At 71.9% G+C, this 26,966-nt stretch carries 27 protein-coding genes; 11 read left to right on the top strand and 16 right to left on the bottom strand.

The genetic code is table 11. The annotated features are described in order from the left end of the window. Window positions 1-5: 5 nt before the first annotated feature. Entirely contained in the window at window positions 6-869 is an 864-nt protein-coding gene (locus tag ACS5PV_RS27905) for a hypothetical protein (RefSeq protein WP_455398594.1), read from the top strand. A gap of 10 nt (window positions 870-879) precedes the next feature. Here ACS5PV_RS27905 and ACS5PV_RS27900 read toward each other — a convergent pair whose 3' ends face one another. Beyond that, window positions 880-1,860, bottom strand: a complete 981-nt coding sequence (locus ACS5PV_RS27900) for an oxidoreductase (protein WP_455398593.1) — start codon at window positions 1,858-1,860, stop codon at window positions 880-882. A gap of 61 nt (window positions 1,861-1,921) precedes the next feature. Beyond that, window positions 1,922-2,299: a hypothetical protein gene (locus ACS5PV_RS27895; protein WP_455398592.1), complete on the bottom strand. Its 378-nt coding sequence runs from the start codon at window positions 2,297-2,299 to the stop codon at window positions 1,922-1,924. A 224-nt stretch (window positions 2,300-2,523) separates the two neighbouring features. On the opposite strand from ACS5PV_RS27895, the gene ACS5PV_RS27890 reads away from it, so the two are divergent. Continuing rightward, complete coding sequence (locus ACS5PV_RS27890; RefSeq protein WP_455398591.1) at window positions 2,524-2,904, top strand: response regulator; 381 nt, start codon at window positions 2,524-2,526, stop codon at window positions 2,902-2,904. A 408-nt stretch (window positions 2,905-3,312) separates the two neighbouring features. On the opposite strand, the gene ccmB is transcribed toward ACS5PV_RS27890, so the two are convergent. Together ccmB and ccmA are read right to left on the bottom strand one after the other, a co-directional pair. Beyond that, a complete protein-coding gene (gene ccmB, locus ACS5PV_RS27885; protein WP_455398590.1) occupies window positions 3,313-3,981 on the bottom strand; it encodes a heme exporter protein CcmB in 669 nt (222 codons plus the stop codon). Continuing rightward, window positions 3,981-4,628, bottom strand: coding sequence for a heme ABC exporter ATP-binding protein CcmA (ccmA, locus tag ACS5PV_RS27880; protein WP_455398589.1), 648 nt, complete (start codon window positions 4,626-4,628; stop codon window positions 3,981-3,983). Before ccmA ends, ccmB begins: the two co-directional genes overlap by 1 nt. A 381-nt stretch (window positions 4,629-5,009) precedes the next feature. Here ccmA and acnA point away from each other — a divergent pair, with 381 nt between their 5' ends. The 5 genes from acnA to ACS5PV_RS27855 all read left to right on the top strand — a co-directional run bounded on the left by acnA (window position 5,010) and on the right by ACS5PV_RS27855 (window position 10,842). Further along, window positions 5,010-7,709, top strand: a complete 2,700-nt coding sequence (acnA, locus tag ACS5PV_RS27875) for an aconitate hydratase AcnA (RefSeq protein ID WP_455398588.1) — start codon at window positions 5,010-5,012, stop codon at window positions 7,707-7,709. Between the two features lie 144 nt (window positions 7,710-7,853). After that, on the top strand, window positions 7,854-8,159 hold the full coding sequence (locus ACS5PV_RS27870) for a hypothetical protein (protein ID WP_109973178.1): 306 nt from the start codon (window positions 7,854-7,856) through the stop codon (window positions 8,157-8,159). Window positions 8,160-8,305: 146 nt separating this feature from the next. Beyond that, window positions 8,306-8,983, top strand: a complete 678-nt coding sequence (locus tag ACS5PV_RS27865; protein ID WP_455398587.1) for a metal ABC transporter permease — start codon at window positions 8,306-8,308, stop codon at window positions 8,981-8,983. Between the two features lie 293 nt (window positions 8,984-9,276). Further along, window positions 9,277-9,489, top strand: a complete 213-nt coding sequence (locus ACS5PV_RS27860) for a NepR family anti-sigma factor (protein WP_455398586.1) — start codon at window positions 9,277-9,279, stop codon at window positions 9,487-9,489. Between the two features lie 159 nt (window positions 9,490-9,648). After that, on the top strand, window positions 9,649-10,842 hold the full coding sequence (locus tag ACS5PV_RS27855; RefSeq protein WP_455398585.1) for an alpha/beta hydrolase: 1,194 nt from the start codon (window positions 9,649-9,651) through the stop codon (window positions 10,840-10,842). A 109-nt stretch (window positions 10,843-10,951) separates the two neighbouring features. Here the strand turns inward: ACS5PV_RS27855 and ACS5PV_RS27850 are convergent, their stop codons facing one another. Next, window positions 10,952-12,409, bottom strand: a complete 1,458-nt coding sequence (locus ACS5PV_RS27850) for an NAD(P)-binding domain-containing protein (RefSeq protein ID WP_455398584.1) — start codon at window positions 12,407-12,409, stop codon at window positions 10,952-10,954. An 18-nt stretch (window positions 12,410-12,427) separates the two neighbouring features. Between ACS5PV_RS27850 and ACS5PV_RS27845 the strand changes: the two genes are divergently transcribed. Continuing rightward, the gene (locus ACS5PV_RS27845) at window positions 12,428-13,048 is read left to right on the top strand and encodes a DsbA family protein (protein WP_455398583.1); all 621 of its coding nucleotides are present in this window, start codon (window positions 12,428-12,430) and stop codon (window positions 13,046-13,048) included. 105 nt (window positions 13,049-13,153) lie between these two features. Continuing rightward, complete coding sequence (locus tag ACS5PV_RS27840) at window positions 13,154-14,569, top strand: M20 family metallopeptidase (protein WP_455398582.1); 1,416 nt, start codon at window positions 13,154-13,156, stop codon at window positions 14,567-14,569. A gap of 16 nt (window positions 14,570-14,585) precedes the next feature. Here ACS5PV_RS27840 and ACS5PV_RS27835 read toward each other — a convergent pair whose 3' ends face one another. From ACS5PV_RS27835 to ACS5PV_RS27805, 7 genes are all read right to left on the bottom strand, one after another. Beyond that, window positions 14,586-14,951 carry a GNAT family N-acetyltransferase gene (locus ACS5PV_RS27835; RefSeq protein WP_455398581.1) on the bottom strand — a complete coding sequence of 122 codons (366 nt, stop codon included), beginning with the start codon at window positions 14,949-14,951 and terminating at the stop codon, window positions 14,586-14,588. A 218-nt stretch (window positions 14,952-15,169) separates the two neighbouring features. After that, entirely contained in the window at window positions 15,170-15,388 is a 219-nt protein-coding gene (locus tag ACS5PV_RS27830) for a hypothetical protein (protein ID WP_455398580.1), read from the bottom strand. A 3-nt stretch (window positions 15,389-15,391) separates the two neighbouring features. Next, the gene (locus tag ACS5PV_RS27825) at window positions 15,392-15,703 is read right to left on the bottom strand and encodes a DUF1330 domain-containing protein (protein WP_455398579.1); all 312 of its coding nucleotides are present in this window, start codon (window positions 15,701-15,703) and stop codon (window positions 15,392-15,394) included. Between the two features lie 133 nt (window positions 15,704-15,836). Further along, complete coding sequence (gene pyrF / locus ACS5PV_RS27820) at window positions 15,837-16,547, bottom strand: orotidine-5'-phosphate decarboxylase (RefSeq protein ID WP_455398578.1); 711 nt, start codon at window positions 16,545-16,547, stop codon at window positions 15,837-15,839. A gap of 60 nt (window positions 16,548-16,607) precedes the next feature. Beyond that, window positions 16,608-17,294: a uracil-DNA glycosylase family protein gene (locus tag ACS5PV_RS27815; protein ID WP_455398577.1), complete on the bottom strand. Its 687-nt coding sequence runs from the start codon at window positions 17,292-17,294 to the stop codon at window positions 16,608-16,610. A 70-nt stretch (window positions 17,295-17,364) separates the two neighbouring features. Further along, on the bottom strand, window positions 17,365-19,569 hold the full coding sequence (locus tag ACS5PV_RS27810; RefSeq protein WP_455398576.1) for a molybdopterin cofactor-binding domain-containing protein: 2,205 nt from the start codon (window positions 19,567-19,569) through the stop codon (window positions 17,365-17,367). A gap of 13 nt (window positions 19,570-19,582) precedes the next feature. Next, on the bottom strand, window positions 19,583-20,038 hold the full coding sequence (locus ACS5PV_RS27805; protein ID WP_455398575.1) for a (2Fe-2S)-binding protein: 456 nt from the start codon (window positions 20,036-20,038) through the stop codon (window positions 19,583-19,585). A 247-nt stretch (window positions 20,039-20,285) separates the two neighbouring features. Between ACS5PV_RS27805 and ACS5PV_RS27800 the strand changes: the two genes are divergently transcribed. Then, on the top strand, window positions 20,286-21,815 hold the full coding sequence (locus tag ACS5PV_RS27800) for a sensor histidine kinase (RefSeq protein ID WP_455398574.1): 1,530 nt from the start codon (window positions 20,286-20,288) through the stop codon (window positions 21,813-21,815). 170 nt (window positions 21,816-21,985) lie between these two features. On the opposite strand, the gene ACS5PV_RS27795 is transcribed toward ACS5PV_RS27800, so the two are convergent. The 3 genes from ACS5PV_RS27795 to ACS5PV_RS27785 form a co-directional block, all read right to left on the bottom strand. Further along, window positions 21,986-23,188, bottom strand: a complete 1,203-nt coding sequence (locus tag ACS5PV_RS27795; protein WP_455398573.1) for a sensor histidine kinase — start codon at window positions 23,186-23,188, stop codon at window positions 21,986-21,988. 134 nt (window positions 23,189-23,322) lie between these two features. Beyond that, window positions 23,323-24,456 carry an HD domain-containing phosphohydrolase gene (locus ACS5PV_RS27790; protein ID WP_455398572.1) on the bottom strand — a complete coding sequence of 378 codons (1,134 nt, stop codon included), beginning with the start codon at window positions 24,454-24,456 and terminating at the stop codon, window positions 23,323-23,325. A 465-nt stretch (window positions 24,457-24,921) separates the two neighbouring features. Next, window positions 24,922-25,251 carry a hypothetical protein gene (locus ACS5PV_RS27785; protein WP_455398571.1) on the bottom strand — a complete coding sequence of 110 codons (330 nt, stop codon included), beginning with the start codon at window positions 25,249-25,251 and terminating at the stop codon, window positions 24,922-24,924. 335 nt (window positions 25,252-25,586) lie between these two features. Between ACS5PV_RS27785 and ACS5PV_RS27780 the strand changes: the two genes are divergently transcribed. Next, window positions 25,587-26,450 (top strand): S49 family peptidase, encoded by an 864-nt coding sequence (locus ACS5PV_RS27780; RefSeq protein WP_455398570.1) that lies wholly within the window; start codon window positions 25,587-25,589, stop codon window positions 26,448-26,450. Between the two features lie 4 nt (window positions 26,451-26,454). Here ACS5PV_RS27780 and ACS5PV_RS27775 read toward each other — a convergent pair whose 3' ends face one another. Beyond that, complete coding sequence (locus ACS5PV_RS27775) at window positions 26,455-26,823, bottom strand: hypothetical protein (protein ID WP_455398569.1); 369 nt, start codon at window positions 26,821-26,823, stop codon at window positions 26,455-26,457. Window positions 26,824-26,966 lie beyond the last annotated feature (143 nt).

Below are 26,966 nucleotides of genomic sequence, written 5' to 3'. Positions count from 1 at the left end.
CTCGCGTGCCCGGTTACCTGCCCTTCGCGGGCGCCCTCAAGCTTCCGAGCTTCGTCTGCGACAATTGCGGATTCTGGCAGCGCCACTTCGCGGCCCCGCCGAGCTGCCCGATGTGCCTCGACGCCCGACACGTCGTGCCGCAGGACGGCTGGCGCTTCCGCGACGTGGCGGAGGCTCAAAGCGCCTTCCCGTGCCATTGGGAAGAGGTCGAGCCGGGGGTGTGGAAGTTCTGGAACGAGCCGGTCACCGGCATCGGGCCGAGCGCCTACCTGATCGTCACGCCTGAAGGAAACATGGGCTTCGAGGGCTGCCCGGTCTTCAGCGAGGCGGCGCTCGACCATATCGAGGCCCTGGGCGGCATGAAGGTGCTCTCGGCCTCGCACCCGCACAGCTACGGCGCGCTGCCCCAGATCCAGGACCGCTTCGACCCCGAACTGTGCCTGCCGGCCGCCGACTTCACCTGGAGCGCCGCGCTCCAGGTCTCCTGGCCCTACGACGACACGCTGGAGCCGCTGCCGGGCCTGGTCCTCCATCGCACCGCCGGCCATTTCGACGGCCACGCCGTGCTGCACGACACGACCCGCGGCATCGTGTTCTGCGGCGACGCGCTCAAGTTCGAGCTGAGCCCCGAGAACCCGCGCGAGGCGCTGACGATCTCGGCCCACAAGGCCTTCGTGCGCGGCGTGCCGCTCACCCACGCCGAACTGCTGCGCTACCGCGCGGTCTTCGCGGCCCTCGACTTCCACCAGACCTGGACGCCGTTCGAGCAGGCGGCGAATGTCGGGCGCGCCGAGGTGCTGGCGCTCATCGACGCGATGCTGGCGGGTCGGCCGCACGCCTATCCGGTGCCGGTGGCCGAGCTGAAGTAAGCCCTTCGCTTCACAACCCGAACTGCGCGCCCGTATCCCCCGGTGTGACGAGGCTCCGGGCCCGGCTGCGCGACGGCAGGAAGGGCAGGGCGGCGCAGGTGGCGCCGACGCTGTCGCACAGCCGCTCCACCGCCCGCACGATCTCCGGCGGGCCGGCGGCGTGGACGGTGTCGCTGCCGCGCAAGGACGGCAGGTGGGCGGTGACGGGGCCGTGGCGCACGTCCGCCTGACCGCGGCGGTCGCGGCTCGCCGCCAGCGTGATCTGCTGCACGCCGGTGCCGCGCAGCCAGTCGAGGGCGGGGCGCATGTAGAGGTCGTCGGCGTCGGCGGCACCCGCCACCACCACCATCTCGCGGCCGATTTCCAGGTGACGCGCCGCCCGGGCGATGGCCCAGATCGGCGCGAAGCCGGTCTCGGCCGCGACCAGGATCAGCCGACCGGGGCCGGGGCGATAGGGCGTGCCGCCGGCCGGTCCCTTGATCCGCACGGCGTGGCCGGGATGCACCGCCTCGCCGAGGGCGGGGCCGAGCGCCCCGCGGTCGCGGCGCAGGTGGAAGACGAGCTCGTTGAGCTCGGTGTTGCCGTCGATGCGCTGGGTCGGGCAGTAGGGCCGGGCCGGCAGCCCCGCGAAGGCGACCTCCACGGCCTGGCCGGGGGCGACGTCGAGGCTGCGCGAGACCGTGACCACCACCTCCACCACCGCGCCGGAGAGCGGCGTCAGGGAGAGCAGCGTGCCGGCGCGCTTGGCGGTGCGCAGCACCGCCAGCGGCGAGGGCGCGGGACCCGGCCGGGTCGCGGCGCCCTCGCCGAGGCGGGGCCGGGCGCGGCTGGTGTTGCGCAGGCGCGGCAGCACCTCCTGCAGCACGGAATCCTGGATCACGCCGTCGCGGCCGGCCGCGACCGTCCGGGGCAGGGCGGCGGCGTGGGGCGTGTCGCCGGTCGCCACACGGACGGGCTTGCCGTTGACGACGAGCGAGCAGCGGGGGCTCATGGCCGTCTCCGTGCGACTGATCGGGCTCTGGGGCGTGACGGGGGGAGGGGCCACCTCGGCGTCAGCGCGGCGCGAACAGCAGGCGCTCGACCAGCGAGGCCCAGCGGTCGCGATCGGCGCGCAGATCCTCCTGCGTGTCCTCGTCGTGGGCCTGCTGGACCGTGAGCGCCGCGACCTGGGCGCGCAGTTCCGCGGCGGCCTCGCGCTCGGAGCGCAGCACGGCCTTCATCACCTTGTTCTCGGCCTCGAGCTGGGCGACGAGATCGTCGACCTCCTCGATCCCGTCGTCGTCGGGCGGGGGCAGCCGGTAGGGCCGGGGGCCAAGCCAGCCCGGCGGCAGGAGCAGGCGCCGCACCAGATCGAAGTCCGGACCGGTCCGCTCCTTCAGATCCGGGCCGCTCGTCTCCTGGCCCGGGATGTCCAACGCCGCCTCGCCCATCGCCGCCTCTCCGCGCCTCGTACCCGGCCGTCCGGACTCACGCCCGTGCGGGGCGCGCCGCGTCCGATCACGGCCAGGGTGACGATGCTGTCGTCATGGTTAAGGAGCGTTTAAGCGCGAGGCTCGCATTCGCGCGATTGACCGAACGGAGCCGGCGACACACTCTCGCCCCGCGACCCGGATCGGACGCTGATTCGCCCGCCCAGGAACCCACGGAGATCGCGATGCTGGATGGACGACGGGTGCTGATCGTCGAGGACGAGGCGCTGGTCGCCCTGGAGCTGACCGAGATCGTGACCGGCTCGAACGCCCACGCCGTCGGCCCGGCCCGCACCAACCGCGAGGCCCTGGCGCTGATCGACATGGAGGAGATCGACGTCGCGATCCTCGACCTCAACCTCGCCGACGGCGAGGCGACCCCGACGGCCGAGTGCCTGATCGGCAAAGGGGTGCCGGTCCTGATCTGCACCGGCGGCGTGTTGCCGCGGGCGATGCGGCTGATGTGGCCGGACCTGCCGATCCTGCGAAAGCCCCTCAACCCCGACCGCCTGGTCGAGGCGCTGGGCGCGCTCTGCACCGAGCCGGCGGGCGGGGCGCGGATGTAAAGCGCATGTCCCACCGGCACCATGCGGGAAGAAGCACGGGTCTTCCCCCTCTCCCCGCGGGCACAGGGCTGTCCGGAAAAATCCTCTTTAAAATCAAGCGCGGGATCCCCTCTCCCAAACGGGGAAGGGGAGGCGCGCCATTCTTTTCCCCGGACAGCCCTGCCGCGGGCGGGGAGAGGGCACGGCAAGCGCAGGCGAAGCCGGAGCGAGGGTGAGGGGGTATCGCGGAGTGAGACTCTTCCGGAAACACCCCCTCACCCTCGCGGCGAACCTGCGGTTCGCTGCTCCCTTCACCCCCGACAAGGGGGGTGAAGGCCTCTCCCCGCCCGCGGGGAGAGGGGGATCCCCACGCCATTTTCGGCCTAGAGGTTTCCCTGCATCCCCCGCGTAGCCGGGCAGGCCGAGACCCTACTCCCCCCACCGCAACGCCGCCGCCGCGGCAACTGTCCCCACTACCCCGGCCGCGAGGCTGAGCGCCGCCAGGATGGCGAGCGGCGTCGCGAACGGCACCGTGCCGCCGAGCGCCGCATCGGTGGCCGAGACGCCGAAGATCAGGGTCGGCACCATCAGCGGCAGCACAACCACGGCGAGGATCAGGCCGCCGCGGCGGATCGAAGCGGTCAGCGCCGCCCCGACGGCGCCGATGAAGGTGAGCGCCGGGGTGCCGACGAGGAGCGTGAGGCTCGTCGCCGCCATGCCGGTGGGGCTCAAGGCGACGAGGAGCCCGAACAGGGGGGTGGCGATCGCCAGCGGCAGGCCGGTGGTGAGCCAGTGCGCCGTGACCTTGGCGAGCACCAGGAGTTCGAGCGGCGCCGGGGCGCCGGAGAGCAGATCGAGGGAGCCGTCCTCGTCGTCGGCCTGGAACAGGCGGTCGAGGCCGATCAAGGTCGCCAGCACCGCGGCGATCCACAGGATGCCGGGCCCGATCCGCGCGAGCAGGTTGAGGTCGGGCCCGAGGCCGAACGGCACCAGGGCGACGATCATCAGGAAGAACACCAGGGACAGGGCGCCGGAGCCGCCGATGCGGCCGGCGAGCCGCAGGTCGCGGGCGACGACCGCCAGGAAGGCGCGGCCCATCACGGCGCCTCCGCGAACGGATCGGCCGCGGCCTCGGACCGGCCGGTGCGGAACGCCTCGACGGAGAGCTCGCGCGCGCCCTCGAGACCCAGCGCCTGGTGGGTGGCGGCGATCACGAGGCCGCCCCCCGAGAGGTGCGCGCGCATCAGCCCGGCGAGCGCCCCTTGCGAGGCGACGTCGAGGGCGGCGGTCGGCTCGTCGAGGAGCCAGAGCGGCCGGCGGCAGACGAGGAGCCGGGCGAGCGCCACCCGCCGGCGCTGGCCGGCCGAGAGGTAGGCCACCGGCAGTCCCGCCGCGTGGGCGAGGCCGAGGCGGGCCAGCGCCTCGCGGGGATCGAGATCGGCGTCGCCGAGGAGGTCGCGGGCGAAGGTCAGGTTCTCCTCCGCGGTGAGCGCGCCTTTGAGACCGTCGCGGTGGCCGACGACGTGGAGGCATTCGGGGATCGTGCGCTCGCCCACGCCCTCGGCGGCGAGCCGCCCGACCTCCGGCCGCAGCCGCCCGGCGAGGATCGCGAGCAGCGACGATTTGCCGGCGCCGTTGCGGCCGGTCACGGTCAGCGCCTCGCCGGCCCCCAGGGTGAAGGAGAGCCCGGCGAAGACGCGGCGGCCGGAGCGCCGGCAGGCGAGGTCCTCGGCGATCAGGCGCAAGGGCGGGGGTCCAAGGGCAGGGGTCTCCGCGAGGCGGGAGGGGACCGCCCGCGTTTACGCTATGCCCGCCCCGCCGAGAATGCGTGATTCCGCGGCCACCAGACCCGTAGCGGCCAGTTTCGAAGTGTTCTATACGCATCCCCGGCTGCGCCGCGCGACCTTCAGAGGCGTCCAAACCGTCCTTCGCGCATCCCAGTCCGGGCACCCCCGGGGCGGCGCGCGCACCGTCCGATTCTCGGCCGTAAAGGCGAGGGCGGGCGGCAGACGGGCGCGTTCCTTGCGTCAAGCAGGGCCGACCCCGCAGCGCATCCGGCCGAACACTTCTGAGTGGCGCAGGTCCTGCCTGCGCCGTGTTCGACAACCCCTCGCGAGGACCACGCCGTGGCATCGATCGACAGCTTCAAGTCCCGCCAGACCATCCAGGCCGGGCAGAAGACCTACACCATCTACGCGATTCCCGAGGCCGAGAAGAACGGCCTGCCGGACGCGAGCCGCCTGCCCTTCTCGATGAAGGTGCTGCTCGAGAACCTGCTGCGCTACGAGGACGATCGCTCGGTCAAGAAGGCCGACATCGAGGCCGTGGTCGGCTGGCTCGAGAACCGCGGCAAGACCGAGGTCGAGATCGCCTTCCGTCCCTCGCGCGTGCTGATGCAGGACTTCACCGGCGTGCCGGCGGTGGTCGATCTCGCGGCGATGCGCGACGCCATGGTGGCGCTCGGCGGCGACCCGCAGAAGATCAACCCGCTGGTGCCGGTCGACCTCGTCATCGACCACTCGGTCATCGTCGACGAGTTCGGCACCCCGAAGGCGCTGGCCGACAACGTCGCGCTCGAGTACGAGCGCAACGGCGAGCGCTACACCTTCCTGAAGTGGGGCCAGTCGGCCTTCGACAACTTCTCGGTCGTGCCCCCGGGCACCGGCATCTGCCACCAGGTCAACCTCGAGTACCTGTCGCAGACCGTGTGGACCAAGCCCTTCGAGGGCCATGAGGTCGCCTACCCGGATTCCCTCGTCGGCACCGACTCGCACACCACGATGGTCAACGGGCTGGCCGTTCTCGGCTGGGGCGTCGGCGGCATCGAGGCCGAGGCCGCGATGCTCGGCCAGCCTTTGTCGATGCTGATCCCCGAGGTCGTCGGCTTCAAGCTGTCGGGCAAGCTGCCCGAGGGCACCACCGCCACCGACCTCGTGCTCACCGTCACCCAGATGCTGCGCAAGAAGGGCGTGGTCGGCAAGTTCGTGGAGTTCTACGGCCCCGGCCTCGACGACATGTCGGTCGCGGATCGTGCCACGATCTCCAACATGGCGCCCGAGTACGGCGCGACCTGCGGCTTCTTCCCCGTCGACCAGAAGACCATCGACTTCCTGAAGGTCACCGGCCGCGCCGACGACCGCATCGCCCTCGTCGAGGCCTACGCCAAGGCGCAAGGGATGTGGCGCGACGCCCAGACCCCGGATCCGGTCTTCACCGACACGCTCGAACTCGACATGGGCGACGTGAAGCCCTCGCTCGCCGGCCCGAAGCGGCCCCAGGACCGGGTGCTCCTCGACGGCGCGAAGCCCGGCTTTGCCCAGTCGATGGAGACCGAGTTCAAGAAGGCGGCCGACATCGCCAAGCGCTACCCCGTCGAGGGCGCGAACTTCGACATCGGCCACGGCGACGTGGTGATCGCCGCGATCACGTCCTGCACCAACACCTCGAACCCGAGCGTGATGATCGGTGCGGGCCTGCTCGCCCGCAACGCGGTCGCCAAGGGCCTGCGCTCGAAGCCGTGGGTGAAGACCTCGCTCGCCCCCGGCAGCCAGGTGGTCGCCGAGTACCTCGACAAGGCCGGCCTGCAGCCGAGCCTCGACGCGCTCGGATTCAACCTCGTCGGCTTCGGCTGCACCACCTGCATCGGCAATTCGGGCCCGCTGCCGGCGGCGATCTCGAAGTCGATCAACGACAACGACGTGGTGGCCGCCGCGGTGCTCTCGGGCAACCGCAACTTCGAGGGCCGGGTGAACCCCGACGTGCGGGCGAACTACCTCGCCTCGCCGCCGCTCGTCGTCGCCTACGCGCTCGCCGGCTCGATGCAGATCGACATCACCAAGGAGCCGCTCGGCACGGGCTCCGACGGCAAGCCGGTCTACCTGAAGGACATCTGGCCCTCGACCGCCGAGGTGCAGGAGTTCATCGAGGCCAACATCACCTCGGGCCTGTTCAAGTCGCGCTACGCCGACGTGTTCGGCGGTGACCAGAACTGGAAGGACGTCGAGGTCACCGAGGCCGAGACCTTCGCGTGGAACGGCGGCTCGACCTACGTCCAGAACCCGCCGTACTTCGTCGGGATGGAGAAGACCCCGAAGCCGGTGGAGGACGTGGTCAATGCCCGCATCCTCGGCCTGTTCCTCGACTCGATCACCACCGATCACATCTCGCCGGCCGGCAACATCCGGGCGGCGTCTCCGGCGGGCCACTACCTCCAGGAGCACCAGGTCCGGGTGCAGGACTTCAACCAGTACGGCACCCGCCGCGGCAACCACGAAGTCATGATGCGGGGCACCTTCGCCAACATCCGCATCAAGAACCAGATGGTGCGCGACGAGTCCGGCTCCGTGGTCGAGGGCGGCTACACCCTCTACCAGCCGTCGGGCGAGCGGATGTTCATCTACGACGCGGCGATGCGCTACGAGCGGGAGGGCACCCCGCTGGTGGTGTTCGCCGGCAAGGAGTACGGCACCGGCTCGTCGCGCGACTGGGCGGCGAAGGGCACGAAGCTGCTGGGCGTGCGCGCCGTCATCGCCGAGAGCTTCGAGCGCATCCACCGCTCGAACCTCGTCGGCATGGGCGTGGTGCCGCTGGTGTTCCAGGGCGACACCTCCTGGGCCTCGCTCGGCCTGAAGGGCGACGAGACCGTGACGATCGAGGGCCTGGCCGGCGAGCTGAAGCCGCGCCAGACGCTCACCGCCAAGATCACCTCTGCCGACGGCTCGGTGAAGGAGGTCCCGCTGACCTGCCGCATCGATACGCTCGACGAGCTGGAGTACTTCCGCAACGGCGGCATCCTTCCTTACGTCCTGCGCCAGCTCGCGGCGTGAGGATTGGTCCTCTCCCCCCGGATGAATCCGGAGGGAGAGGTTCCGCAGACCGGGGAGCCCGTGACAGGCTCGCCCGGACCGCCATCACGACGGGGGCCTTTTCCGGCGGGAAAGGCCCCCGTCCCATTCTCGGGGGAGCTCGCGATGAGCCCGGACGACAAGATCAACGGCCTGACCACGCTCTCGGCCCGCCACGGCGAGATGATCGCCCGGCTCTCCGAGGCGCAATCCGACGTCGCCGCCAAGCAGGTGGCGTTGCAGATGGCGGTGCGGTTCGTCGCCGGCATCCTGCGCGGCGTCGATTCCGACCATTACCGGCACCAGCTCGGCGGCTTCCTCGCCATGCTGGAGGACGCCCTGACCCGCGAGGACCCGGATTCCGACCTCGCCCGGCGGGTGCTCGACACCGTCAAGGCGACCCTGGAGCCGGAGGAGGACGAGGACGCGTGAGGCCAAGTCTCCCGCGCGATCACAAGTCTCCCGCGCGATCACTTGTGCGCGAGACGATGGCCGGCGCCGGGGGTGCGGACCATAACAGCCGGGGCTCCCTCTGTTTCGGAGCCCGAGTCCCGAAAGTCGCTGGTTCCGGAGCTTTCATGAAAATCCTCACGACGATCGCGGCCGCCGGCCTGACCCTCGCGGCGAGCGCCGCCGCCCTGGCCGCGCCGCAGGTCGAGCGCCTGCGCGGCACGATCGAGCGCGTCGAGGGAGACGCGGTCACCATCCGCACCCGCGCCGGCGCGACCGAGACGATCCTCCTCGGCGCCGGCACCCGGGTGGCGCAGCTGGCGCCGGCGAGCCTCGACCAAGTCAAGGACGGCAGCTTCATCGGCACCGCCGCCAAGGCCGGGACTAAGCCCGGCGACCCGCCGGTCGCCCTTGAGGTGCTGATCTTCCCCGAGGCCCTGCGCGGCGCCGGCGAGGGCCATTACCCGTGGGACAAGCTGCCCGACGGCGCCGGCAGCGGCCCGGTCGAGACCAGCATGACCAACGGCACGGTCAAGGCTCCGGAAGTCGAGACCAGCATGACCAACGGTACCGTCGGCGGCAGCGGCACCAGCGTCGGGGGCGGTCGCACCCTCACGGTCTCCTACAAGGGCCAGAGCCTCGCCGTCGCGGTGCCGCCGGGCACCCCGGTCGTGATGCTGGAGCCGGCCGACCGGGCGGTGCTCAAGCCGGGCGCCAAGGTCTTCGCCGCGGCGGTCCGCGACGGCGACCGGTTCGAGGCGCGCAGCATCTCGGTCGGCAAGGACGGCCTGACGCCGCCGATGTAAGCGGCGAGCGCACTGCCGGTTACGGTCATGGTTAACCGGGATTAACCCGCGCGAATCGCACGAAGATCGGATTGCAGCCCCGAGGGGAGACCCTCGGGGCTGCATCCGTTCCGTGTGCGTGCCCGAAAATCGGGCGCAACTGCCCCCCAGGAAGCGCGTTGTCCCATGCGAGCCGGCGAACCGGCACTGGGAAATCAACACCAAGTCATCGGGAGGTGCGGTGCCGGTCAGCGCCGCAGACCCCATCTCTTTATTACTGACGGAGCCGGGACCCTCGTTCCCGTAATCGCGCCATGAAGTTGATTCCGAGCAATCACGCAGCGAGCTTCGGCCAGACGCACTCGACGGCGTCGTCGCTCGCCGACGCGTTGCTGCTTGCCAAGCTCGGGCACGACTTGCGGGCGATGTACACCGACGTGACCGACGAGCCGGTGCCGCAGGAACTCGACGCCCTGATCGGCCGGCTGCATACCGTGCTCGGCGACGAGGCGGAGGGGCGGGGCTAGACCGGGCCGTACCCGGCCCTCAGCTCCGTCAGATCGGGGCGTGACTGTACCGCGGAAGCGACAAGTTCCAGAACCATGGTGTACCGGTGCGATCGTGCCTTGAGTGCGGGCGCGAAACAGTGTGGGGTGCGCCTCCCGAGCCGCCAGCCCCCCAGCCTCATGCCTCCGCTCTCCCGCATCCGCCTCGCCCTTCCGCTCGCCCTCGCCCTCGCGGCGTTCGGGGCCGCGAGCGCGGGGGCCGCCACGCCGCCCGCCCAGCCGAAGGAGGGGCCGGGAGGCCAGGCCTACGCCGCCGCGAGCGTGGTGAAGCGGGCGCTCGGCCGGGCCGGCGCGGTGACGCTCGCCTATTACGGCAACGGCGCGGCCCCGGCGCAGGGGCGGCCGGTGGCGGTGCTGCTGCACGCCTGGGGCGCGGTGAACCCGCAGGCCTACGGCGCCTGGATCGAGCACCTGGCGCGCTCGGGCTACCTCGTGCTGTTCCCGCGCTTCCAGGAGGTGGGCCGCACCCGGCCGGTGGATGCGAGCGGCCTCGCCGCGACCCTGGTCAAGGACGCGCTCGCCGAGCTCGCCAACGACCAGGAGGCCAAGCCCGACGTGAGCCGGGTGGCGCTGATCGGCCACCTCGCCGGCGTGCCGCTGGCGGCGAACCTCGCGGCCCGTGCCAAGGAGACCGGCCTGCCGGTGCCGCGGCTGATCTTCGGCGCCATGCCGGGCGGCATCGCCCGGGACGACAAGGCCCGGGGCATCGCGCTCCACGACCTCAACGCCATCGATCCCGCCACGCTCATCGTCACGGTGATCGGCGACCGGGACGCCCGCGCCGCCGACATCGCCGCCCGGCGGGTGATGCGGGACGCGAGCGCGGTGCCGACCGACCACAAGCTGATGGTCCGCGCCCTCTCCGACGATCACGGCTTCCCGGCGCTCTCGGCGACCCTGGCCGCGCCGGCCGGCGGCAACCCGGCCTACGACGTCGGCCAGCTGAAGCTGCCCGCCCCCGACCCGAAGCAGAAGCCGGCCCCGTTCAAGTGGTCGGCCGACATGACCCTCACCGGCGAGCAGACGGTGCTGGTCGGTCAGGTCAACGCCGCCGGCGTCGACAGCCTCGACTACCTCGCCTTCTGGAAGACCTTCGACATGGCGGCGGCCGCCGCGTTCTCGGGCCAGAACGCCGCCAGCCTGAAGAGCAACCCGCGCTTCATCGACATGGAGCGCTGGAGCGACGGCTGGCCGGTGCGCCGCCTCGCGGTCGAGACCCCGCGCCCGCCGGCCCCGGCAAAGCCCGCCGCGGCGGCGGCCGGTGCCGCGCCGCCGGCCCCGGCGAAGCCCGCGGCCAGGCCGGTGGCCCGCTAAGCGGATTTCGCCGAAGCGGTTGCCGGTTCGGCGCCGAAAATCTGCGGTAGAACAAGAACCTGAGCGGACGAAGCGTCGGCCTGCCGACGCAATGTCTGCTCAGGACCGCTCACCGCTCCGCCCGCTCGACGAAGAACGGCGTCGGCGCCAGCTCGGCATCTTCGTGCGCCATCATGCGGGGGAAGTGCGCGTCGGCCTGCGCGACGAAGAGGTCGCGCACCAGCGCCTGCGCCAGCCGCGTCGCCCCGATGCCGAGGCCCGGGATGTCGCCTGCGAGCGCGCCGTGGCTGAGGGTGACGCCCCAGTTGAAGACGTGCAGCAGGCCGAGTTCCGGCAGCTGGCCGGGCACCCGCTCCAGCATCTGCATCCCGTCGCCGAGATAGGGGAAGCGCGCGGCCTCCGGGTGCGCCGCGGCCTCCTCCGGCGGGACCCGCTCGCCCCAGGTCAGCACCGCCTCGCGAAAGGCCTCCAGCTCCGGCCGCCGGGCCAGGTCGACGTCGAAGCCGACCGCCACCACGGCGGCCTCGACCGGATAGCGGCCCTTCGCGGTCTCGATGACCAGGCCGTCGGGCCGCTCCTCGATCCCGCTCCAGCCCTCGTCGAACCGCACCGCGAAGTTCGGGTGGCGGGTGCAGCGCAGGACCGATTCGTGCGGCGGCGGCGTACCCTCGCCCATCATGTAGCCGGTGAAGGCCCAGCGCCGGGCGTCGTCGAGGGCGGCGTAGCCGCGCAGGAAGCCCGGGAAGGCGGCCCATTTCGACTTGTTGACCTGCGGGAAGTGCGAGCGGCGCACGAACAGCGTCACGTCGGCGGCGCCGGCCTCGAGTGCCGTGGCGGCGTTGTCGATCGCCGAGGCCGAGGCGCCGAGCACCGCGACCCGGCCGCCGCGGAAGCGAGAGAAGTCGATCGGGTCGGAGGAGTGGAACACGCGGCCCTCCGCCCCCGCCGCGAAGGGCGGCATCCGCCGCCCGCCCGAGCCGTCGCGGCCGCAGGCCAGCACCACCTTGCGGGCGTGGATCGTCTCGGAGCCGGCTGGGCCCTCGATCGCCGCCCCGATCAGCCCGCCCGCCGGCCACAGCCGCGTCAGCCGCGTCTCGTTTTCCACCGGTACGCCGACGGTGTCGCGCACGAACAGGAGGTAGCGCAGCCAGTCGAGGCGCGGGATCTTGTAGAGGTCGCGCCAGCCCTCCTCGCCCGCTTGCGCCTCCCACCAGGCGCGGAAGGTGAGGGAGGGGATGCCGAGATCCGGGCCGGTGAGGTGCTTGGGCGAGCGCAGGGTCTCCATCCGGGCGAACGTGCCCCACGGCCCCTCGGCGCCGCGGGGCGCCTGGTCGATCACCCGGATGTTCGACACGCCCTCGCGCAGGAGCGCGAAGGCCGCGGTCTGGCCGCACATCCCGGCGCCGACCACCAGCACGTCGAGGGCGGGGCGCGCATCGGGACCTGCGACCGGCAGGGTCCAGGGATTCGGCGGGTGGTTGAGGCGGGCGAGGTCGCGCCGCACCTCGGCGGCGAGGGCCGTTAGACCCTTCACGGCCGCGCTCTCCTGGTGGATATCGATGCCCATCTCGTCTGGAGGTCCCCGATGGTCGAACTGTCCTGCTTCTACAGCCTGTCCTCGCCCTGGTCCTATCTCGGCGGGCCGCGGCTCCAGGACATCGTGCGCCGCCATCGCGCCCGGCTGGTGCTCAAGCCCTTCGACTTCCAGGAGGTGGTGCCGAAGACCGGCGGCGTGCCGATCCGGACCCGGCCGCAGCCGCGACGCGATTACCATGCCGTCGAGCTCGCCCGCTGGAGCGAGTATCTCGGCCTGCCGCTCAACGTCACGCCCCGCTACTATCCGATGCAGAACCCGGCGCCGAACTGGAACAAGCATGCCGGCTGGACGGTGATCGCGGCTCAAGCAGCCGGGCTCGACGCCTTCCCGCTCTCGCACGCGATCCTGCGCGCACTCTGGGCCGAGGAGCGCGACATCTCCGACGCCGAGGTGCGCCGCACCATCGCCGACGAGAACGGCTACGACGGCGCCGCCCTGGTCGCGGCCGAGCAGAGCGAGCCGGTCCAGGCCGCGTACCGCCGCTACGGTGAGGAGGCGGAGCGCCTCGGGGTGTTCGGCTCGCCGACCATCGTGCTGGACGGCGAGTTGTTCTGGGGCCAGGACCGGCTCGACTTCGTCGACCGGGCCCTGGCGAAGCGCAAGCGCTAACCTGGCGCAAGCCTGGGCTGAGCCGGGTGCATGGCACCCGGCCTCCATCGTGCGACAAGGGGCGGGGGCCAGGCACGAACAAGGCCCCGCACGCGGCGAGGAAACATGCACAACAGCGAGGCGATCTGGCGCCACGTCGAGGAGCACGCGGCGGCGTTCGTCGCCCTCTCCGACCGGGTCTGGGAGATGCCGGAGCTCAATTTCCAGGAGGTGCGCTCGGCCGCCGAGCACACCGCCATGCTCCGCGCCCACGGCTTCCGGGTGACGGAAGGGGTCGGCGGCATCCCGACCGCGATGATGGGCGAGGCGGGGGAGGGTGGTCCGGTGATCGCGATCCTCGGCGAGTACGACGCCCTGCCGGGCCTGAGCCAGGAGGCGGGCGTGGCGCAGCACCGGCCGCGCGCGGGCGAAGGCGCAGGCCACGGCTGCGGCCACAACCTGCTGGGGGCGGGCGCGCTCCTCGCCGCCACCGCGGTCAAGGACTGGCTCGCCGCGCAAGGGCTTCCGGGGCGCGTGCGCTACTACGGCTGCCCGGCGGAAGAGGGCGGGGCGGCCAAGACCTTCATGGTACGCGACGGCGTCTTCTCCGACGTCGACGTGGCGATCACCTGGCATCCGGGTCCGTTCGTGGCGATCTGGGAGCCGGTATCGCTGGCGATCCAGCTCCTCGACTTCACCTTCGCCGGCAAGGCCTCGCACGCGGCGGCAGCGCCCCATCTCGGGCGCTCGGCCCTCGACGCGGTCGAGCTGATGAATGTCGGCGTCAACTACCTGCGCGAGCACATGCCGAGCGACGCGCGGGTGCACTACGCCTATCTCGATGCCGGCGGGATCGCCCCCAACGTCGTCCAGGCCGGTGCCACCGTGCGCTACCTCGTGCGCGCCGCCGACCTGCCGGGCCTCCTCGACCTCGCGGCCCGGGTGGAGAAGATCGCGCAGGGCGCCGCACTGATGACCGAGACCCGGATGACGAGCCGGGTGGTGAGCGCGATGTCGAACCTGCTGGCGAACCCGCCGCTGGAGCAGGCGCTCCACGCCAACCTGATGCGGCTCGGGCCCCCGCCCTTCGACGCCGAGGACCGCGCCTTCGCGGAAGAGATCCGGGCGACGCTGACAGGTGAGGACATCGTCTCGGCCCATCGCCGCTTCGGCCTGCCGGTGACCGACGCGCCGCTCTGCGACACGATCGTGCCGCTCGGCGCGGTGGGCGAGCGGATGATGGGCTCAACCGATGTCGGCGACGTGAGCTGGGCGGTGCCGACGGTGCAGGCCCGCGGCGCCACCTACGCCATCGGCACGCCGGGCCATTCCTGGCAGATGACCGCTCAAGGAAAGACCCCGGCGGCGCACAAGGGCATGATCCACGTCGCCAAGGCGATGGCCGGCACCGCGGTCGATGTCCTGCGCAACCCCGATCTCCTCGCCCGCGCCAAGGCCGACCACGCCGAGCGGCTTTCCCGCACGCCCTATGTCAGCCCGCTGCCGGCCGGGCTCGCGCCGCCGCTCGACATGGCCGGCTGATCCTGGCGAAGCGATCTCAGGCCAGCAGGTCGCGATGCTCGCGGTGGCGCCTCAGCCACGCCGCCGCGTAGCCGCAGAGCGGCCGGATGCGCGCGCCCTCGGCCCGGGCGGTCTCGGCGACCGACTGCATCAATCGGTCGGCGGTGCCGGTGCCGCGCAAAGCTGGGGGCGCGTAGACGTAGGCGATGACGAGGGTGCCGGGCTGGCGGCGGTAATCGGCGTAGGCGACCTCGCCGTCCACCTCGAGCTCGAACCGGCTCCGCTCCGGGTTGTCGCGCATGGGGGTGATCCGGGCTTGCGGGGTGTGAGGGAAAGGGGTCGGGGCTGGGGTGGTTCCACTGATGGGCCCCGAGCGACCTTTCGGTCTCCGCTGCTTCAGCATTCACAAGCAAAGCGCGTCCCCCTCTCCCGTGTGGGAGAGGGGTCAGGGGTGAGGGTGGCGCGTTTCAGGATAGATCTGAGCCGTACCGCTACCAGCACGATGCTCAGCGCTTTCTGCGGAAGCGCGCCACCCTCGCGCGATCTCCGATCGCCCCTACCCCTCTCCCACACGGGAGAGGGGATCCCGCGCCTTCATTTTTACGGGGGCGCTACGCGAATTCACTCCTCCGGCACCAGCCGCCCGGAGAAGGTCAGGCACAGGCAGACCGCCCCGAGCACGAACTCCCAGCGGCGGATGTCGCCGCCGATCGAGGCCACCACCGCCTGCCCGATCAGGAACACCCCGACGAGGGGCGGCACGACCGTGAGGACCGCGCGCAGGATCCTGCGCCAGCCCCATCGCGAAGACCCGCCTGCCGAGGAGCCGCCCGACGCCATGGATCAGGCCTCGCCCGGCTGCGGCCCGTCGTAGCCCTCGATCACGATGAGGTCGATCTCGGCGCCGCCCTCCTGCTTGGCGCGGGCGGCCTGGTACTCGGGCGAGTTCCAGCAGGCGAGGGCCTGGTCGTAGCTCGGGAACGCGATCACCACGTTGCGGGCGCGGCTCGACCCGCTCACAGCCTCGAACGCGCCGCCGCGCACCAGGAAGCGCCCGCCGTACTTGGCGAAGGCGACGCCGTTGGCCGCGACGTAGTTCTTGTAGGCCTCCGGGTTCGAGACGTCGACGCGGCCGATCCAGTATCCCTTCGCCATTCACACCCTCCCGTTGTTGTCAGCGCTCGAACTAGAGCATCTTCCGACGAAGTGGATGCCGGTTCGTCGAGGAAAACGCGGCAAGTCCGAAGACCTGGAGCAGCGCCCGATCACAACGCGATCGGGCGCTGCTCTAGAGCGCCGCCGCCATCTCGTCGACGATGCGGCGGGCGACGTCGCGCGGGTCGGCCGCCCCGGTGATCGGCCGGCCGACGACGACGTGGTCGACACCGGAGCGCATCGCTTCCGCCGGGGTCACGACCCGCTTCTGGTCGCCGATCGCGGCGCCGGCCGGGCGGATGCCGGGCGTGACGATCAGGCGGTCGGGCCCGAGGATGTCCCGCACCTGCGGCGCCTCCGCCGCCGAGCAGACGATGCCGTCGATACCGATCGCCTTGGCGGCGGCGGCGCGCACCGCGACGAGGTCGGCGACCGTCAGCGCGTAGCCGGCCTCGCGCGCATCCGCATCGTCGTAGGAGGTGAGCACCGTGACCCCGAGGATCTTGAGGCCGGTGCCCGCCCGGTCGCGCCCGCTGGCCGCAGCCCGCATGGTCTGCGGATAGGCGTGCACGGTGAGGAAGGTGGCGCCGATCCCGGCCAGCGACTGCACCCCCTCCTCGACGGTGTTGCCGATGTCGTGGAGCTTGAGGTCGAGGAACACCTTGTGGCCGCCCCGGACCAGCCGCTCGGCCAAGCTGAGGCCGCCGGCATAGCCGAGGCGGTAGCCGATCTTGTAGAAGCTCGCGGCGTCGCCGATCCGGTCGATCAGGCGCTCGGCCTCGTCGGTGCTCGCCATGTCGAGGGCGACGATCAGGCGGTCGCGGGGGCTGATGGGCTCGGGCACGGGACCTCCGTCACGGAAGGAAATGTCGTACGCACCCCATCATGGGAGCGCGCCCGGGAATCAAGCCCGTCCAGCCAACCGCGCCACCTCCGCCCGCAGCACCGGCAGCAGCTCCGCCTCGAACCACGGATGCTTCTTCAGCCACGGCGTGTTGCGCCAGGAGGGATGGGGCAGCGGCAGCAGGCGGGGGCGCCGACTTTCCGAAAAAAACTCGCGCCAGCGGGCCACCGTGCCGGTGAGGCCGCCGGGCTGGCGCCCGAGATGCCAGCCCTGCGCGTACTGCCCGATCAGCAGGATCAGCTCCAGGTTCGGCAGGCCGGCGAGCAGCGGCGCGCGCCAGGTCTCGGCGCATTCGCGCCGCGGCGGCAGGTCGCCGCCCTTGGCGTCGTGGCCGGGAAAGCAGGCGCCCATCGGGACGATCGCCACGAGATCAGGGTCGTAGAAGGCCGGCTCGTCGAGGCCGAGCCAGTCGCGCAGGCGCTTGCCGGAGGGGTCCTGGAACGGCACTCCGCTCTGGAACGCCCGGTTGCCCGGGGCCTGGCTGGCGATGCAGATCCGCGCGCGGCCCGTGCCCTGCACGATCGGCCGCGGCTCGACCGGAAGCGGCGGCCCGTGGCGCGGCGCCTCGCGGCAGAGGCGGCAGGCGCGCACCCGCTCGGCGGTCTCGACGAAGTCCGGCGCGGATGAAAAAAGGGTGCGGCTCGCGCCGCACCCTGAAGTCGTCTCGGGTCCAAAACTGGAAGTCATCCCCCTCATATAGGGCGCTGGTTAAGGGTGTGGTGCGCGATCACACGCCGCGGAGCGCCGCAAGGCGCGATCACACACCACGGAGCGCCGTGAGGTCGAGGGGGAGCGAGCGCAGGCGCTGGCCGGTGGCGGCGAAGACCGCGTTCGAGATCGCGGGCGCGAGCACCGGCACGCCGGGCTCGCCGATGCCGGTGGGGGCGGCGGCCGACGGCACGATGTGAACCTCGACCTTCGGCATCTCGCTCATCCGGGTCGGCTCGTAGGCGTCGAAGTTCTTCTCCTGCACCTGGCCGTCCTTGAAGGTGATCTTGTTGCGAAGCACCGCCGAGAGCGCGAAGCCGACCGCGCCCTCGACCTGGGCCCGGATGATGTCCGGGTTCACCGCCACGCCGACATCGACAGCCGCCACGATGCGGTTGACCTTCACCTTGCCGGCCTCCGCCGTCACGTCGGCCACCATCGCCACGTAGGAGCCGAACGACTCGTGCGCGGCGACGCCGTAGCCGCGCCCGGGCCTCGAGTCGCGGGCGCTCCAGCCCGCCTTCTCGGCGGCGAGCGTCAGCGCGGCCGAGAGCCGCGGGGCCTGTTTCAGCAGGCCGAGCCGGTAGGCGACCGGGTCCTGCCCGGCGGCGTGCGCCAGCTCGTCGACGAACACCTCCATCGCCTGCGCGGTGTGCGAGTGCCCGACCGAGCGCCACCACAGCACCGGCACGCCCTCGCGGGCGTTGTGGACCTCGAACCGGTAGGCCGGGAGCGCGTAGGGCGTGTCGGACGCGCCCTCGACGGTGGTGGCGTCGACCCCGTCCTTGACCATCATCGCCTCGAGCGCCGTGCCGATGATGATCGACTTGCCGACGATCTTGTGCTCCCAGCCGGTGATCGCCCCCTTGGCGTCGAGGCCGGCGCGGATGCGGTGATAGGCGGCCGGGCGGTAGTAGCCGCCGGTGATGTCGTCCTCGCGTGTCCAGACGAGATGGATCGGCGCCTTCTCGCCAGTGGCCTTCAGGATCGCGGCGGCCTCCGCGATGTAGTCGGCCGAGGCCGTGGCGCGCCGGCCGAACGAGCCGCCGGCCCACAACGTGGTGATGCGGATCTTGTCGGCGGTGGTGCCGAGGATGCCGGCGGCGACCGCCTGCTCGATGGTCTGGAACTGCGAGCCGGCATAGATCTCGTAGCCGCCGTCGGCGGCGCGCTCGATCGTGGCGTTGAGCGGCTCCATCGGGGCGTGCGCCAGGTAGGGGAAGCTGAACTCCGCCTCCAGCACCTTGGCGGCGCCCTTGATGGCGCCCGCGGCATCGCCCCGCTTCGAGGCGACGAGGCCGGGCTTGTCGGCCATCGCCTTGTAGGCCGCCTGCTGCGACTCGGTGGACTGCCGCTCGGCACCGGCATCGTCCCAGGTGAGCGTCAAGGCCTCGCGGCCCTTCATCGCCGACCAGGTGTCGCGCGCCACGACCGCGACGCCGCTCGGGATCCGCACGACCTCGACCACGCCCGGCACCGCCTTGGCGGCTTTGTCGTCGACGCTCTTCAGCGGCGCGCCGAAGCGCGGGGGGCGGGCGACCAGCGCCGTGAGCTGGCCCGGCCGGCGCACGTCGAGGGCGTATTGCGCGCTGCCGTCGGTCTTCGCGCTCGAATCGAGCCGCGGCAGCTTCGTGCCGATCAGCCGGAAGGCGGACGGGTCCTTCAGCGCCGGGTTCTCGGGGACCGGCTGCACCGCCGCCTTGGCGGCGAAGGTGCCGAAGCGGCCCGCCTTGCCGCTCGCGTGGCGCAGCACCCCCTTCTCGATGGTGATCTCGCCGGCCGGCACCTTCCACTCGTCGGCTGCCGCCGCGACCAGCATCGCGCGGGCGGCGGCCCCGGCCTTGCGCAGCTGGATCCAGGAATTCGCCACCGCGGTCGAGCCGCCGGTGCCCTGGATCGGCCCGAAGGCGAGGTTGTTGTAGAGGCTGGCATCGGCCGGCGCGAAGACGGCGCGCATCTGCGCCCAGTCGGCGTCGAGCTCTTCCGCCACGATGGTGGCGAGTCCCGTCGTGTTGCCCTGGCCCATGTCGAGGTGCTTGATCACCACCGTCACGGTGTCGTCGGCGGCGATGCGCACGAAGGCGTTGGGCTTCGCCGGCGCCTTCGACAGGTCGGGGCCGCCCGCGGCCCGCGCGCCCTTCGGGTCGAGGTGGAGCCCGATCACCAGGGCGCCGCCGGCGGCGGCCGAGCCGCGCAGGAAGGCGCGGCGCGAGGTGACGGCGTGGTCGCGAGTCTTGAGGCTGTGGTTCAGCATGGCGGCGTCCCGGTCAGGCGAGGGAGCGGGCGGCGTCGTGGATCGCCGCGCGGATGCGCTGGTAGGTGCCGCAGCGGCAGACGTTGCCGTCCATAGCGGCGTCGATGTCGGCGTCGCTCGGCTTCTTGTTCTCCGAGAGGAGCCCGATCGCCGACATCATCTGGCCCGACTGGCAGTAGCCGCACTGCACCACGTCGAGGCTGCGCCAGGCGGTGCGGACCGCCTCGGCCACCGGGCCGGAGATTCCCTCGATCGTGGTGATCTTGCCCTCGCCGACATCGCCGAGGCGGGTCTGGCACGAGCGCACCGGCTGCCCGTCGACGTGGACCGTGCAGGCGCCGCACTGCGCGATGCCGCAGCCGTACTTCGTGCCGGTGAGGTTGAGATGGTCGCGGATCGCCCAGAGGAGCGGCATCTCGGGATCGGCCTCGACCTCGTAGGTCCGGCCGTTGAGGGTGAGCTTCGTCATCGTGCGCTTCCGACGAGAGGCTGGAACGTTTCCAGGCCTGCTCTGTGTGCGGCCGCTCCTGGACCCGCGGCAAGCCTGGCCGATGTGCGCCAGCGCACGCCCCCGTGAGTGTCGCAACGGCAGGGCGGGGCGGCCGATCGCGTCGCATTCTCGGGGTCGCGGCAGGAGGACCTTAACGAAATTCGGTCAGCCTCTCCCCGACCAGCCCACGGTGTCAGGCGGCGAGGGAGCGGCAGACCCGATCGCGATGTCCGAAGTCACGGCGGAAATGGTTCAGCGCGGGCGCGGCCCGACGGCGGAGGAGGCGGCCCGGCGGCGCAAGGTCGCGCGGGACGTGCGCTCCGCCCGCGAGCGGCTGACCTCGTCGATCGGGCTCGAGCGCGCCTTCGACTACGAATTGCTGCGCGTCTACGCCCAGTACCGCATCGGCGCCTGCCTGCCGCTGGTGGTGCTCACCTGCTGCATCGCCGCGGCCTCGGTGTTCTGGGCGCCGGTGCTGCTCAGCGGCACCTGGTGTCTCGGCGTGCTGGCGGTGATCGCCGGCAACACCGCGCTCGCGCGCGCCTTCCTGCGCCAGGACCCGGACGCGCTGTCGCTGCCGGCCTCGCGCCGGCGGGTGATCGTCGGCGAGGTGGTCCAGAGCCTCGCCTGGGCGCTCCTGACGCTGATGCTGCTCCAGGTCGACGCCGCGAACGCCCGCACCTTCGTGATGTTCGTCCTCGTCATCGTGGCCGCGGTGACCACGATGCTCGCCGCCACGGTGCCGCTCGGCGCCTATGCGGGCCTGTTGCCGCTCAGCGCCGCCACCACCGCGCTCCTGTGCCTGTCGCGCGGGGCGGAATCGGTCCTGCTCGTCGGCATGGCGGTCTGCGCGCAGCTGTTCTTCCTGTTCCTGTCGAACCACCTGCACGCCTCGACGGTCGCGGCCCTGCAATCGCGGGCCGAGAAGGACGCGATCTTCGGCGAGCTGGAGCAGGCCAAGGCCAATTCCGACGAGGCGCGCCGGCGCGCCGAGGAGGCGAACCTCGCCAAGTCCCGCTTCCTCGCCACCATGAGCCACGAGCTGCGCACGCCGCTCAACGCCATCCTGGGCTTCTCGGAGGTGATGAAGAACGAGGTGTTCGGCCCGCATTCCGCGGCCTCCTACCGGGAATACTCGACCGACATCCACGACAGCGGCCTGCACCTGCTCAACCTGATCAACGAGATCCTCGACCTCTCGCGGATCGAGGCCGGGCGCTACGAGCTCAACGAGGAGGCGCTGCACCTCGCCTACGTGGTCGAGGAGAGCCGGCACATGATGAGCTTGCGCGCGCGGGCCAAGAACCAGACCTTCCGCGAGCTCATCGACCCCACCCTGCCGCGGCTCTGGGCCGACGAGCGGGCGTTGCGCCAGATCGTGCTCAACGTCCTGTCGAACGCGATCAAGTTCACGCCGCCGGGGGGCGAGATCACCATCAAGGTCGGCTGGACCTCGTCGGGCGGCCAGTACCTCAGCGTGAAGGATACCGGCCCGGGGATCCCCGAGGACGAGATCCCGACCGTGATGTCGTCCTTCGGCCGCGGCTCGCTCGCGATCAAGACCGCCGAGCAGGGCTCGGGCTTAGGCCTGCCGATCGTCAAGGGCCTCGTCGACCTGCATGGCGGCGGCTTCCAGCTGAAGTCGCGCCCGCGCGAGGGCACCGAGGTCATCGTCACCTTCCCGGCGAGCCGGGTGATGGACGCCCTGCCGGCGCTGGCGGAGGAAATCCCGGTGCGGCCGGTGCGGGCGGCGTGAGGCGGCGACGGCACAGGATTCCCGACGAAGAGAACTGGCGCGGGTCTTCTCTTCTCCCCGCCCCGCGGGGAGAGGGGAATCTCGGCGCGGCTTCTTTCCCCGGACAGTCCTTGCGCCCGCGGGGACGAGGGTAAGGTCCGCGGCTTACCGTGAGCGCCGCCTCGGCCGCCTCACGCCAGCGGAATGTCCAGCACGAAATGCGCCCCCGGCCCGCCCTCCCCGGTGCTGAGGCGCCCGTCGAGCTGGCGGATCAGGCTGGCGATGATCTTGAGGCCGAGCGAGCGCTGGCGCATCGACACGTCGAAGCCCGGCGGCAGGCCGACGCCGTCGTCGCGGACCGAGAGGCGCAGGCCCTCCTCGCGCACCGAGAGCGCGACCCGCACCGGCCCGGTGCCGTGCGGGTAGGCGTGCTTGACCGCGTTGGTCACCAGCTCGTTGACCACGAGGCCGATCGGGATCGCCTGGTCGGCGCTGATCACCTTCGAGTCGGCTTCGCAGGCGAGATCGTGGCCCGGCGCTTCCTCCCGGAGCTTCGCCACCAGTTCGCGCAGGAAGTCGGCCAGCTCGACCATGCCGAGCTGGTGGATGCCGCGCCAGAGGTGGTCGTGCACCTCGGCCACGGTGGCGATGCGCGCGCCGGCATCCTCGAGGGCGTGGCGCACCTCCTCGGACTGGGCGTCCCGCGCCTGGAGCCGCAGCAGGCCCGCCACCACGCCGAGGCTGTTCTTGACCCGGTGGCTCATCTCCCGGGTCAGCTGCACCTGGTGGTCGAGGGCGTCGCGCAGGCGCGCATCGCCCTGGTGGCGCTCGACCGCGATGCCGATCAGCCCGGCGAAGCCTGCGAGGAATTCCTGGTCGGCGCGGTCGAAGCCATGGCTCTCGGTGCCCCAGGCCTCCAGCACCCCGTAGGCGCGCCGGCTCTCGTCACCGAGCGCGATCGGCACGTTGACGGCGTGGCAGGGGCCGGCGGGCGCCAGGGCCTCCGGCAGGTGGAAACGCGCGCCGTGATGCTCGGTCCCGGGCCGGATCCCGTTGGCGAGCACGCCGGCACCGGTACGGAAGGCGTAGGCCGCCGGCGTCGCCTCGTCGCCGGCGGTGAAATCGGTCCCGACCCGGTCGTCCCCGAGGCCGGTGCAGGCCCGGATCACGAAGGCGTGATCGCCGGCGCGATATTCCAGCACCTGGCAGCACACGGCGCCGAGGGCCTCGGCGCAGAGCTCGCTCGCCCGCGCCAGCAGCGCGTCGAGGTCGCGGGTCTGCAACGCCATCCGGGCGAAGGCGCCCATCAGCGCCTGCTGCCGCAGCCGGTACGGCAGCTCCGCCCGGCCGTTCCCGGCCTCGTGCGCCTCGCGGATCGACCCGTCACTCGCCATCCACCGGGACTCTCGCAAACGGTAGGCGCCTTCCCCGGAGGCACCTCGGACGGCCGGACTCTTACGCCATCCTGCCCCGAGCACAAGCCGAGCGGCGAGCCGATGGGCCTGGAGCGGGCGGCGCCCCGGACGCGTCAGGCCGCCGCGTCCTCGTGAGGCAGGGCCTCCGCGGGCACCTCCCGGGGCAGCGACGGCACCCGGGCCCAGGGCTCGATCCGGACCGGGACGTCGCGCAACTGCGCCGAGGCGCTGGCACCGACCGCCACGATGTCGTCCCAGCGCGACAGGAAGGCCGCGACGCAGGCCGGATCGAAGTGGCGGCCGCTCTCCGCCGCGATGCAGGCCCGCGCCTCCCCGAAGGGCATCGCCGCCTTGTAGGGGCGCTCGGTGGTCAGGGCGTCGAACACGTCGGCGACGGCGACGATCCGGGCGGCGAGCGGGATCGCCTCGCCCGTCAGGCCGTTCGGGTAGCCGCCGCCGTCCCAGCGCTCGTGGTGCGATTCGGCGATCTCCGCCGCGAGGCCGATCAGCTCGCAGGTGCTGCCGCCCAGGATACGCTTGCCGATCGCCGCATGGGTGCGGATCAGGGCGAATTCCTCCTCGTCGAGGCGGCCGGGCTTGAGCAGCACGCCGTCGGGGATCGCCACCTTGCCGACGTCGTGGAGCGGGGCCGCGAGGTAGACCCGGCGGCAGAACTCCGCATCGAGCCCCAGGGCTTCGGCCATGATCTGGCTGTAGCGGGCGACGCGCCAGGTGTGGTCGCCGGTGTCGTTGTCCCGGTATTCCACGGCCAGCGAGAGGCGGAAGATGATCTCGGCCTCGCGCTCGCGCAGGGTCCGCACCGCCGTCTCGACCTCGCCGGCGAGCCAGGAGGCCTGGTCGTCGAGGCGGCGCACGGCGGTGGCGAGCCGCACGAGGTTGCGCAGCCGGACCTGGAGTTCGAGGCGGCCGATGCGCTTGTCGAGGAAGTCGGTCGCGCCCGCGTCGAGGGCCGCGAGGCGCACGGCGTCGCTGACCTCGCTGGTGAACATCACGACCGGCACCTGGGCGTAGTGCGCGATCCCCCGCAGCTCGCGGATGACGGATGCGCCGTCCATCTCGGGCATGTTGTAGTCGACGAGCACGAGGTCGAAGGCGCGCATCCGCGCCTCGTCGAGCGCCAGCAGCGGGTTGCAGAAGATGGAGGTGACCGCCTGCCGGTCCTGCTCCAGCAGCCGCTTCATCTGCGCCAGCACCGCCTGGCTGTCGTCGATGACGAGTACGTCCATCTGCCATCTCCCGCGGCGCACGACGCCGGCCATGGGCCGGGTCCCGCGGCATGGGAGCCGGGCGGCTCCCTGATTTCGAGGCCAGGGTCGGTCTCGATCTCGTGACAGGATGGCGCTTGCTGGCTTAACTGCCAGTAAATGACTTTCCGGAAGCTAAGGATTCAGGCGGGAGACCGCGATCGAGCGGCGGCCGGGTTCTGCTGCCCGCATGTCACGATCATGTACGGACGGGCCGGATCATCGGGTCGGAGATGGGATACCGATGGATACGATCTCGGCATTCGTGTCCATGACCACAATGCTTCGTGCGGGATCGGCGGGATTGTCGTTCGTCCTGCCAGTGCTGCCGCAGGGTTTCCGGCGATGACCGGTTGGATCGACTTCCCGCCGTCGGGGCGCGGCCGGGTCCGCTCCGGCCCGGTGGGGTGCGGAGCGGCCGGTCGGCCGCTCGCGCGGGAGCGCGGACTAGAAGTAGAACCGCGGGCCGTAGACCCGACGGTACGGCCGGTAATAGGGCCGGTAGTACCGGCGGTAGTACGGGCGATAGGCGCGCCGGTAGTACGGACGGTAGTAGAAGCGGCGATACGGCCGGTAGCCGTAGTACCGGCGGTAGGGCCGGTAGCGGTAGTAGCGGCGGTAGTAATAGGCCTTGTCGACCAGCGGCGCGGCGGCGCTGGCCCCGGCCGCCAGGGCGCCGGCGCTCGGCAGGGCGGCGGCGGAGCTGCGGCTGGTGCCGAGCCCGATCCCGGCGACGAGCAGGGTCAGGACCAGGCTGATCCATCGAAGGGCACGCATGATGTCGGTCTCCCTCGGGCGGCGCGGCGCTCGGCGCCGCCGCCCCGGCTGTAGGTTTGGCAACGAGGCACGTTCCCGCCGGGAACGAGGCGGCGGGACGCCCGCCGGATGTCCGAGGGGCGCTGGCGGATCATCTAGACGCGGCCGGCCCCGCTTCAATCGACGTGGTGAAAAACTTGCGGTCGACTTGGATCTGTTCGGGCAGGTCCCGCTCGCGCAGGTCTTGCCAGGGGAGTGTTGGTCGCGGAGGCCCCGGGGTGCGGCCCCGGGCTCGCTTGCCGGGATGGGGTGGGCCGCCTACCAGTCGGGTCCGCCATCGGAGACCCCGCCCCGCCATGCCGTTCCGGCCCCTCGCCGCCCTGCGCGCCCTCCTGCCCGACGCTCTCGCCCGCCGTCACCCGGTGGTGCCGGTCGTGCGCCTGAGCGGCGCCATCGGGGCGGTCTCGCCCCTGCGGGCCGGCCTCTCCCTCGGCGCCTGCGCCCCGGCCTTGGAGCGGGCCTTCGGCATGAAGGGCATCCGGGCGGTGGCGCTCGTCGTCAACTCGCCGGGCGGCTCGGCGGCGCAGTCGCACCTGATCTTCCGCCGCATCCGGGCCCTGTCCACCGAAACCGGGGTGCCGGTCCTCGCCTTCGTGGAGGACGTCGCGGCGTCGGGCGGCTACATGATCGCCTGCGCGGCCGACGAGATCTTCTGCGATCCCTCCTCCCTAGTCGGCTCGATCGGGGTGGTCTCGGCCGGCTTCGGCTTCACAGGGCTGATCGAGCGCCTCGGCGTCGAGCGCCGGGTCCACACCGCCGGCAAGGCCAAGGCGATGCTCGATCCGTTCCGACCGGAGAACCCGGACGACGTCGCGCGCTTGAAGACCATCCAGGCCGACGTGCAGGCGATGTTCACCGAGCTGGTGACGAGCCGCCGGCCCGGTCTCACGGGCGATCCCGACGAGCTGTTCTCCGGCGCGGTCTGGACCGGGCGCCAGGGCCTGGCGCTCGGCCTCGTCGACGGCCACGGCGACGTCCGCTCGGTCCTGCGTGCCCGCTTCGGCGACACGGTGAAGCTGCCGGTCGTCGAGCAGGTCCGCGGCGGCCTGCTGTCGCGGCTCTTGCGCCGGCGCGAGCCGGGGGCGGTCGGCCTCGCGGCGATCGAGGGGGCGCTCGCCGCCCTCGACGAGCGCGCGGCCTTCGCCCGCTACGGGTTGTAGGCCGTTACGGCTCGCGCAGGCTCGCCGGCAGCTGCGTCAGGCACAGGATCTGGTCCTGGCGCTCGTAGGTCTCGCGCTCGCGGATCGCCCGCTCGACCTCCTCTGTGCCGGCGCTGGAATAGCGCAGGCCGAAGGGGATCGAGCCGTCCTTGGGGTAGGTGGCGAGCTTGCGCCGGGTCTCGGCCCGGCAATAGGCGGCCCAGTCGGGCGACAGGCCGAGCCGGCGGGCGTAGTCCGCCACCGCGACGCCGACCCGCCGTTGCGCCTCGCGCTCGCTGCGGGCGAGCGCCCGGTCGTCGAGGCCGTTGATGAGCCCGCTGACCACGAAGCCGAGGGCGACCGCGATCGACATCAGGACGAACAGGCTGCGCATTCCCGGGTCTGCTCCCCCGTGGCGGCGTGGGGCCTAAGCAGATTTCGCCGAAGTGGTTGCCGGTTCGGCGCCAAAAATCTGCGGCAAAACAAGAACCTAAGCGGACGAAGCGTTGGCGGGGAACGCGGATTGGAGAGGTGACC

It is taken from the genome of Methylobacterium sp. Gmos1 (genome assembly GCF_053764715.1).
The sequence above is the reverse complement of the archived record's forward strand: the minus strand, read 5'-3'. Positions and strand labels throughout refer to the sequence as shown.

Coding starts and splice junctions, on each gene's coding strand:
- ACS5PV_RS27850 (WP_455398584.1), bottom strand. CDS start 12,409: ATGGGCATCGATATCCACCAGGAGAGCGCGGCCGTGAAGGGTCTAACG.
- ACS5PV_RS27790 (WP_455398572.1), bottom strand. CDS start 24,456: ATGGACGTACTCGTCATCGACGACAGCCAGGCGGTGCTGGCGCAGATG.
- ACS5PV_RS27780 (WP_455398570.1), top strand. CDS start 25,587: ATGCCGTTCCGGCCCCTCGCCGCCCTGCGCGCCCTCCTGCCCGACGCT.
- ccmB (WP_455398590.1), bottom strand. CDS start 3,981: ATGGGCCGCGCCTTCCTGGCGGTCGTCGCCCGCGACCTGCGGCTCGCC.
- ACS5PV_RS27860 (WP_455398586.1), top strand. CDS start 9,277: ATGAAGTTGATTCCGAGCAATCACGCAGCGAGCTTCGGCCAGACGCAC.
- ACS5PV_RS27865 (WP_455398587.1), top strand. CDS start 8,306: ATGAAAATCCTCACGACGATCGCGGCCGCCGGCCTGACCCTCGCGGCG.
- ACS5PV_RS27815 (WP_455398577.1), bottom strand. CDS start 17,294: ATGACTTCCAGTTTTGGACCCGAGACGACTTCAGGGTGCGGCGCGAGC.
- ACS5PV_RS27800 (WP_455398574.1), top strand. CDS start 20,286: ATGTCCGAAGTCACGGCGGAAATGGTTCAGCGCGGGCGCGGCCCGACG.
- ACS5PV_RS27795 (WP_455398573.1), bottom strand. CDS start 23,188: ATGGCGAGTGACGGGTCGATCCGCGAGGCGCACGAGGCCGGGAACGGC.
- ACS5PV_RS27805 (WP_455398575.1), bottom strand. CDS start 20,038: ATGACGAAGCTCACCCTCAACGGCCGGACCTACGAGGTCGAGGCCGAT.
- ACS5PV_RS27775 (WP_455398569.1), bottom strand. CDS start 26,823: ATGCGCAGCCTGTTCGTCCTGATGTCGATCGCGGTCGCCCTCGGCTTC.
- ACS5PV_RS27890 (WP_455398591.1), top strand. CDS start 2,524: ATGCTGGATGGACGACGGGTGCTGATCGTCGAGGACGAGGCGCTGGTC.
- ACS5PV_RS27830 (WP_455398580.1), bottom strand. CDS start 15,388: ATGGCGTCGGGCGGCTCCTCGGCAGGCGGGTCTTCGCGATGGGGCTGG.
- ACS5PV_RS27855 (WP_455398585.1), top strand. CDS start 9,649: ATGCCTCCGCTCTCCCGCATCCGCCTCGCCCTTCCGCTCGCCCTCGCC.
- ACS5PV_RS27845 (WP_455398583.1), top strand. CDS start 12,428: ATGGTCGAACTGTCCTGCTTCTACAGCCTGTCCTCGCCCTGGTCCTAT.
- ACS5PV_RS27900 (WP_455398593.1), bottom strand. CDS start 1,860: ATGAGCCCCCGCTGCTCGCTCGTCGTCAACGGCAAGCCCGTCCGTGTG.
- ACS5PV_RS27870 (WP_109973178.1), top strand. CDS start 7,854: ATGAGCCCGGACGACAAGATCAACGGCCTGACCACGCTCTCGGCCCGC.
- ACS5PV_RS27840 (WP_455398582.1), top strand. CDS start 13,154: ATGCACAACAGCGAGGCGATCTGGCGCCACGTCGAGGAGCACGCGGCG.
- ACS5PV_RS27785 (WP_455398571.1), bottom strand. CDS start 25,251: ATGCGTGCCCTTCGATGGATCAGCCTGGTCCTGACCCTGCTCGTCGCC.
- ACS5PV_RS27810 (WP_455398576.1), bottom strand. CDS start 19,569: ATGCTGAACCACAGCCTCAAGACTCGCGACCACGCCGTCACCTCGCGC.
- ACS5PV_RS27825 (WP_455398579.1), bottom strand. CDS start 15,703: ATGGCGAAGGGATACTGGATCGGCCGCGTCGACGTCTCGAACCCGGAG.
- ACS5PV_RS27835 (WP_455398581.1), bottom strand. CDS start 14,951: ATGCTGAAGCAGCGGAGACCGAAAGGTCGCTCGGGGCCCATCAGTGGA.
- ACS5PV_RS27895 (WP_455398592.1), bottom strand. CDS start 2,299: ATGGGCGAGGCGGCGTTGGACATCCCGGGCCAGGAGACGAGCGGCCCG.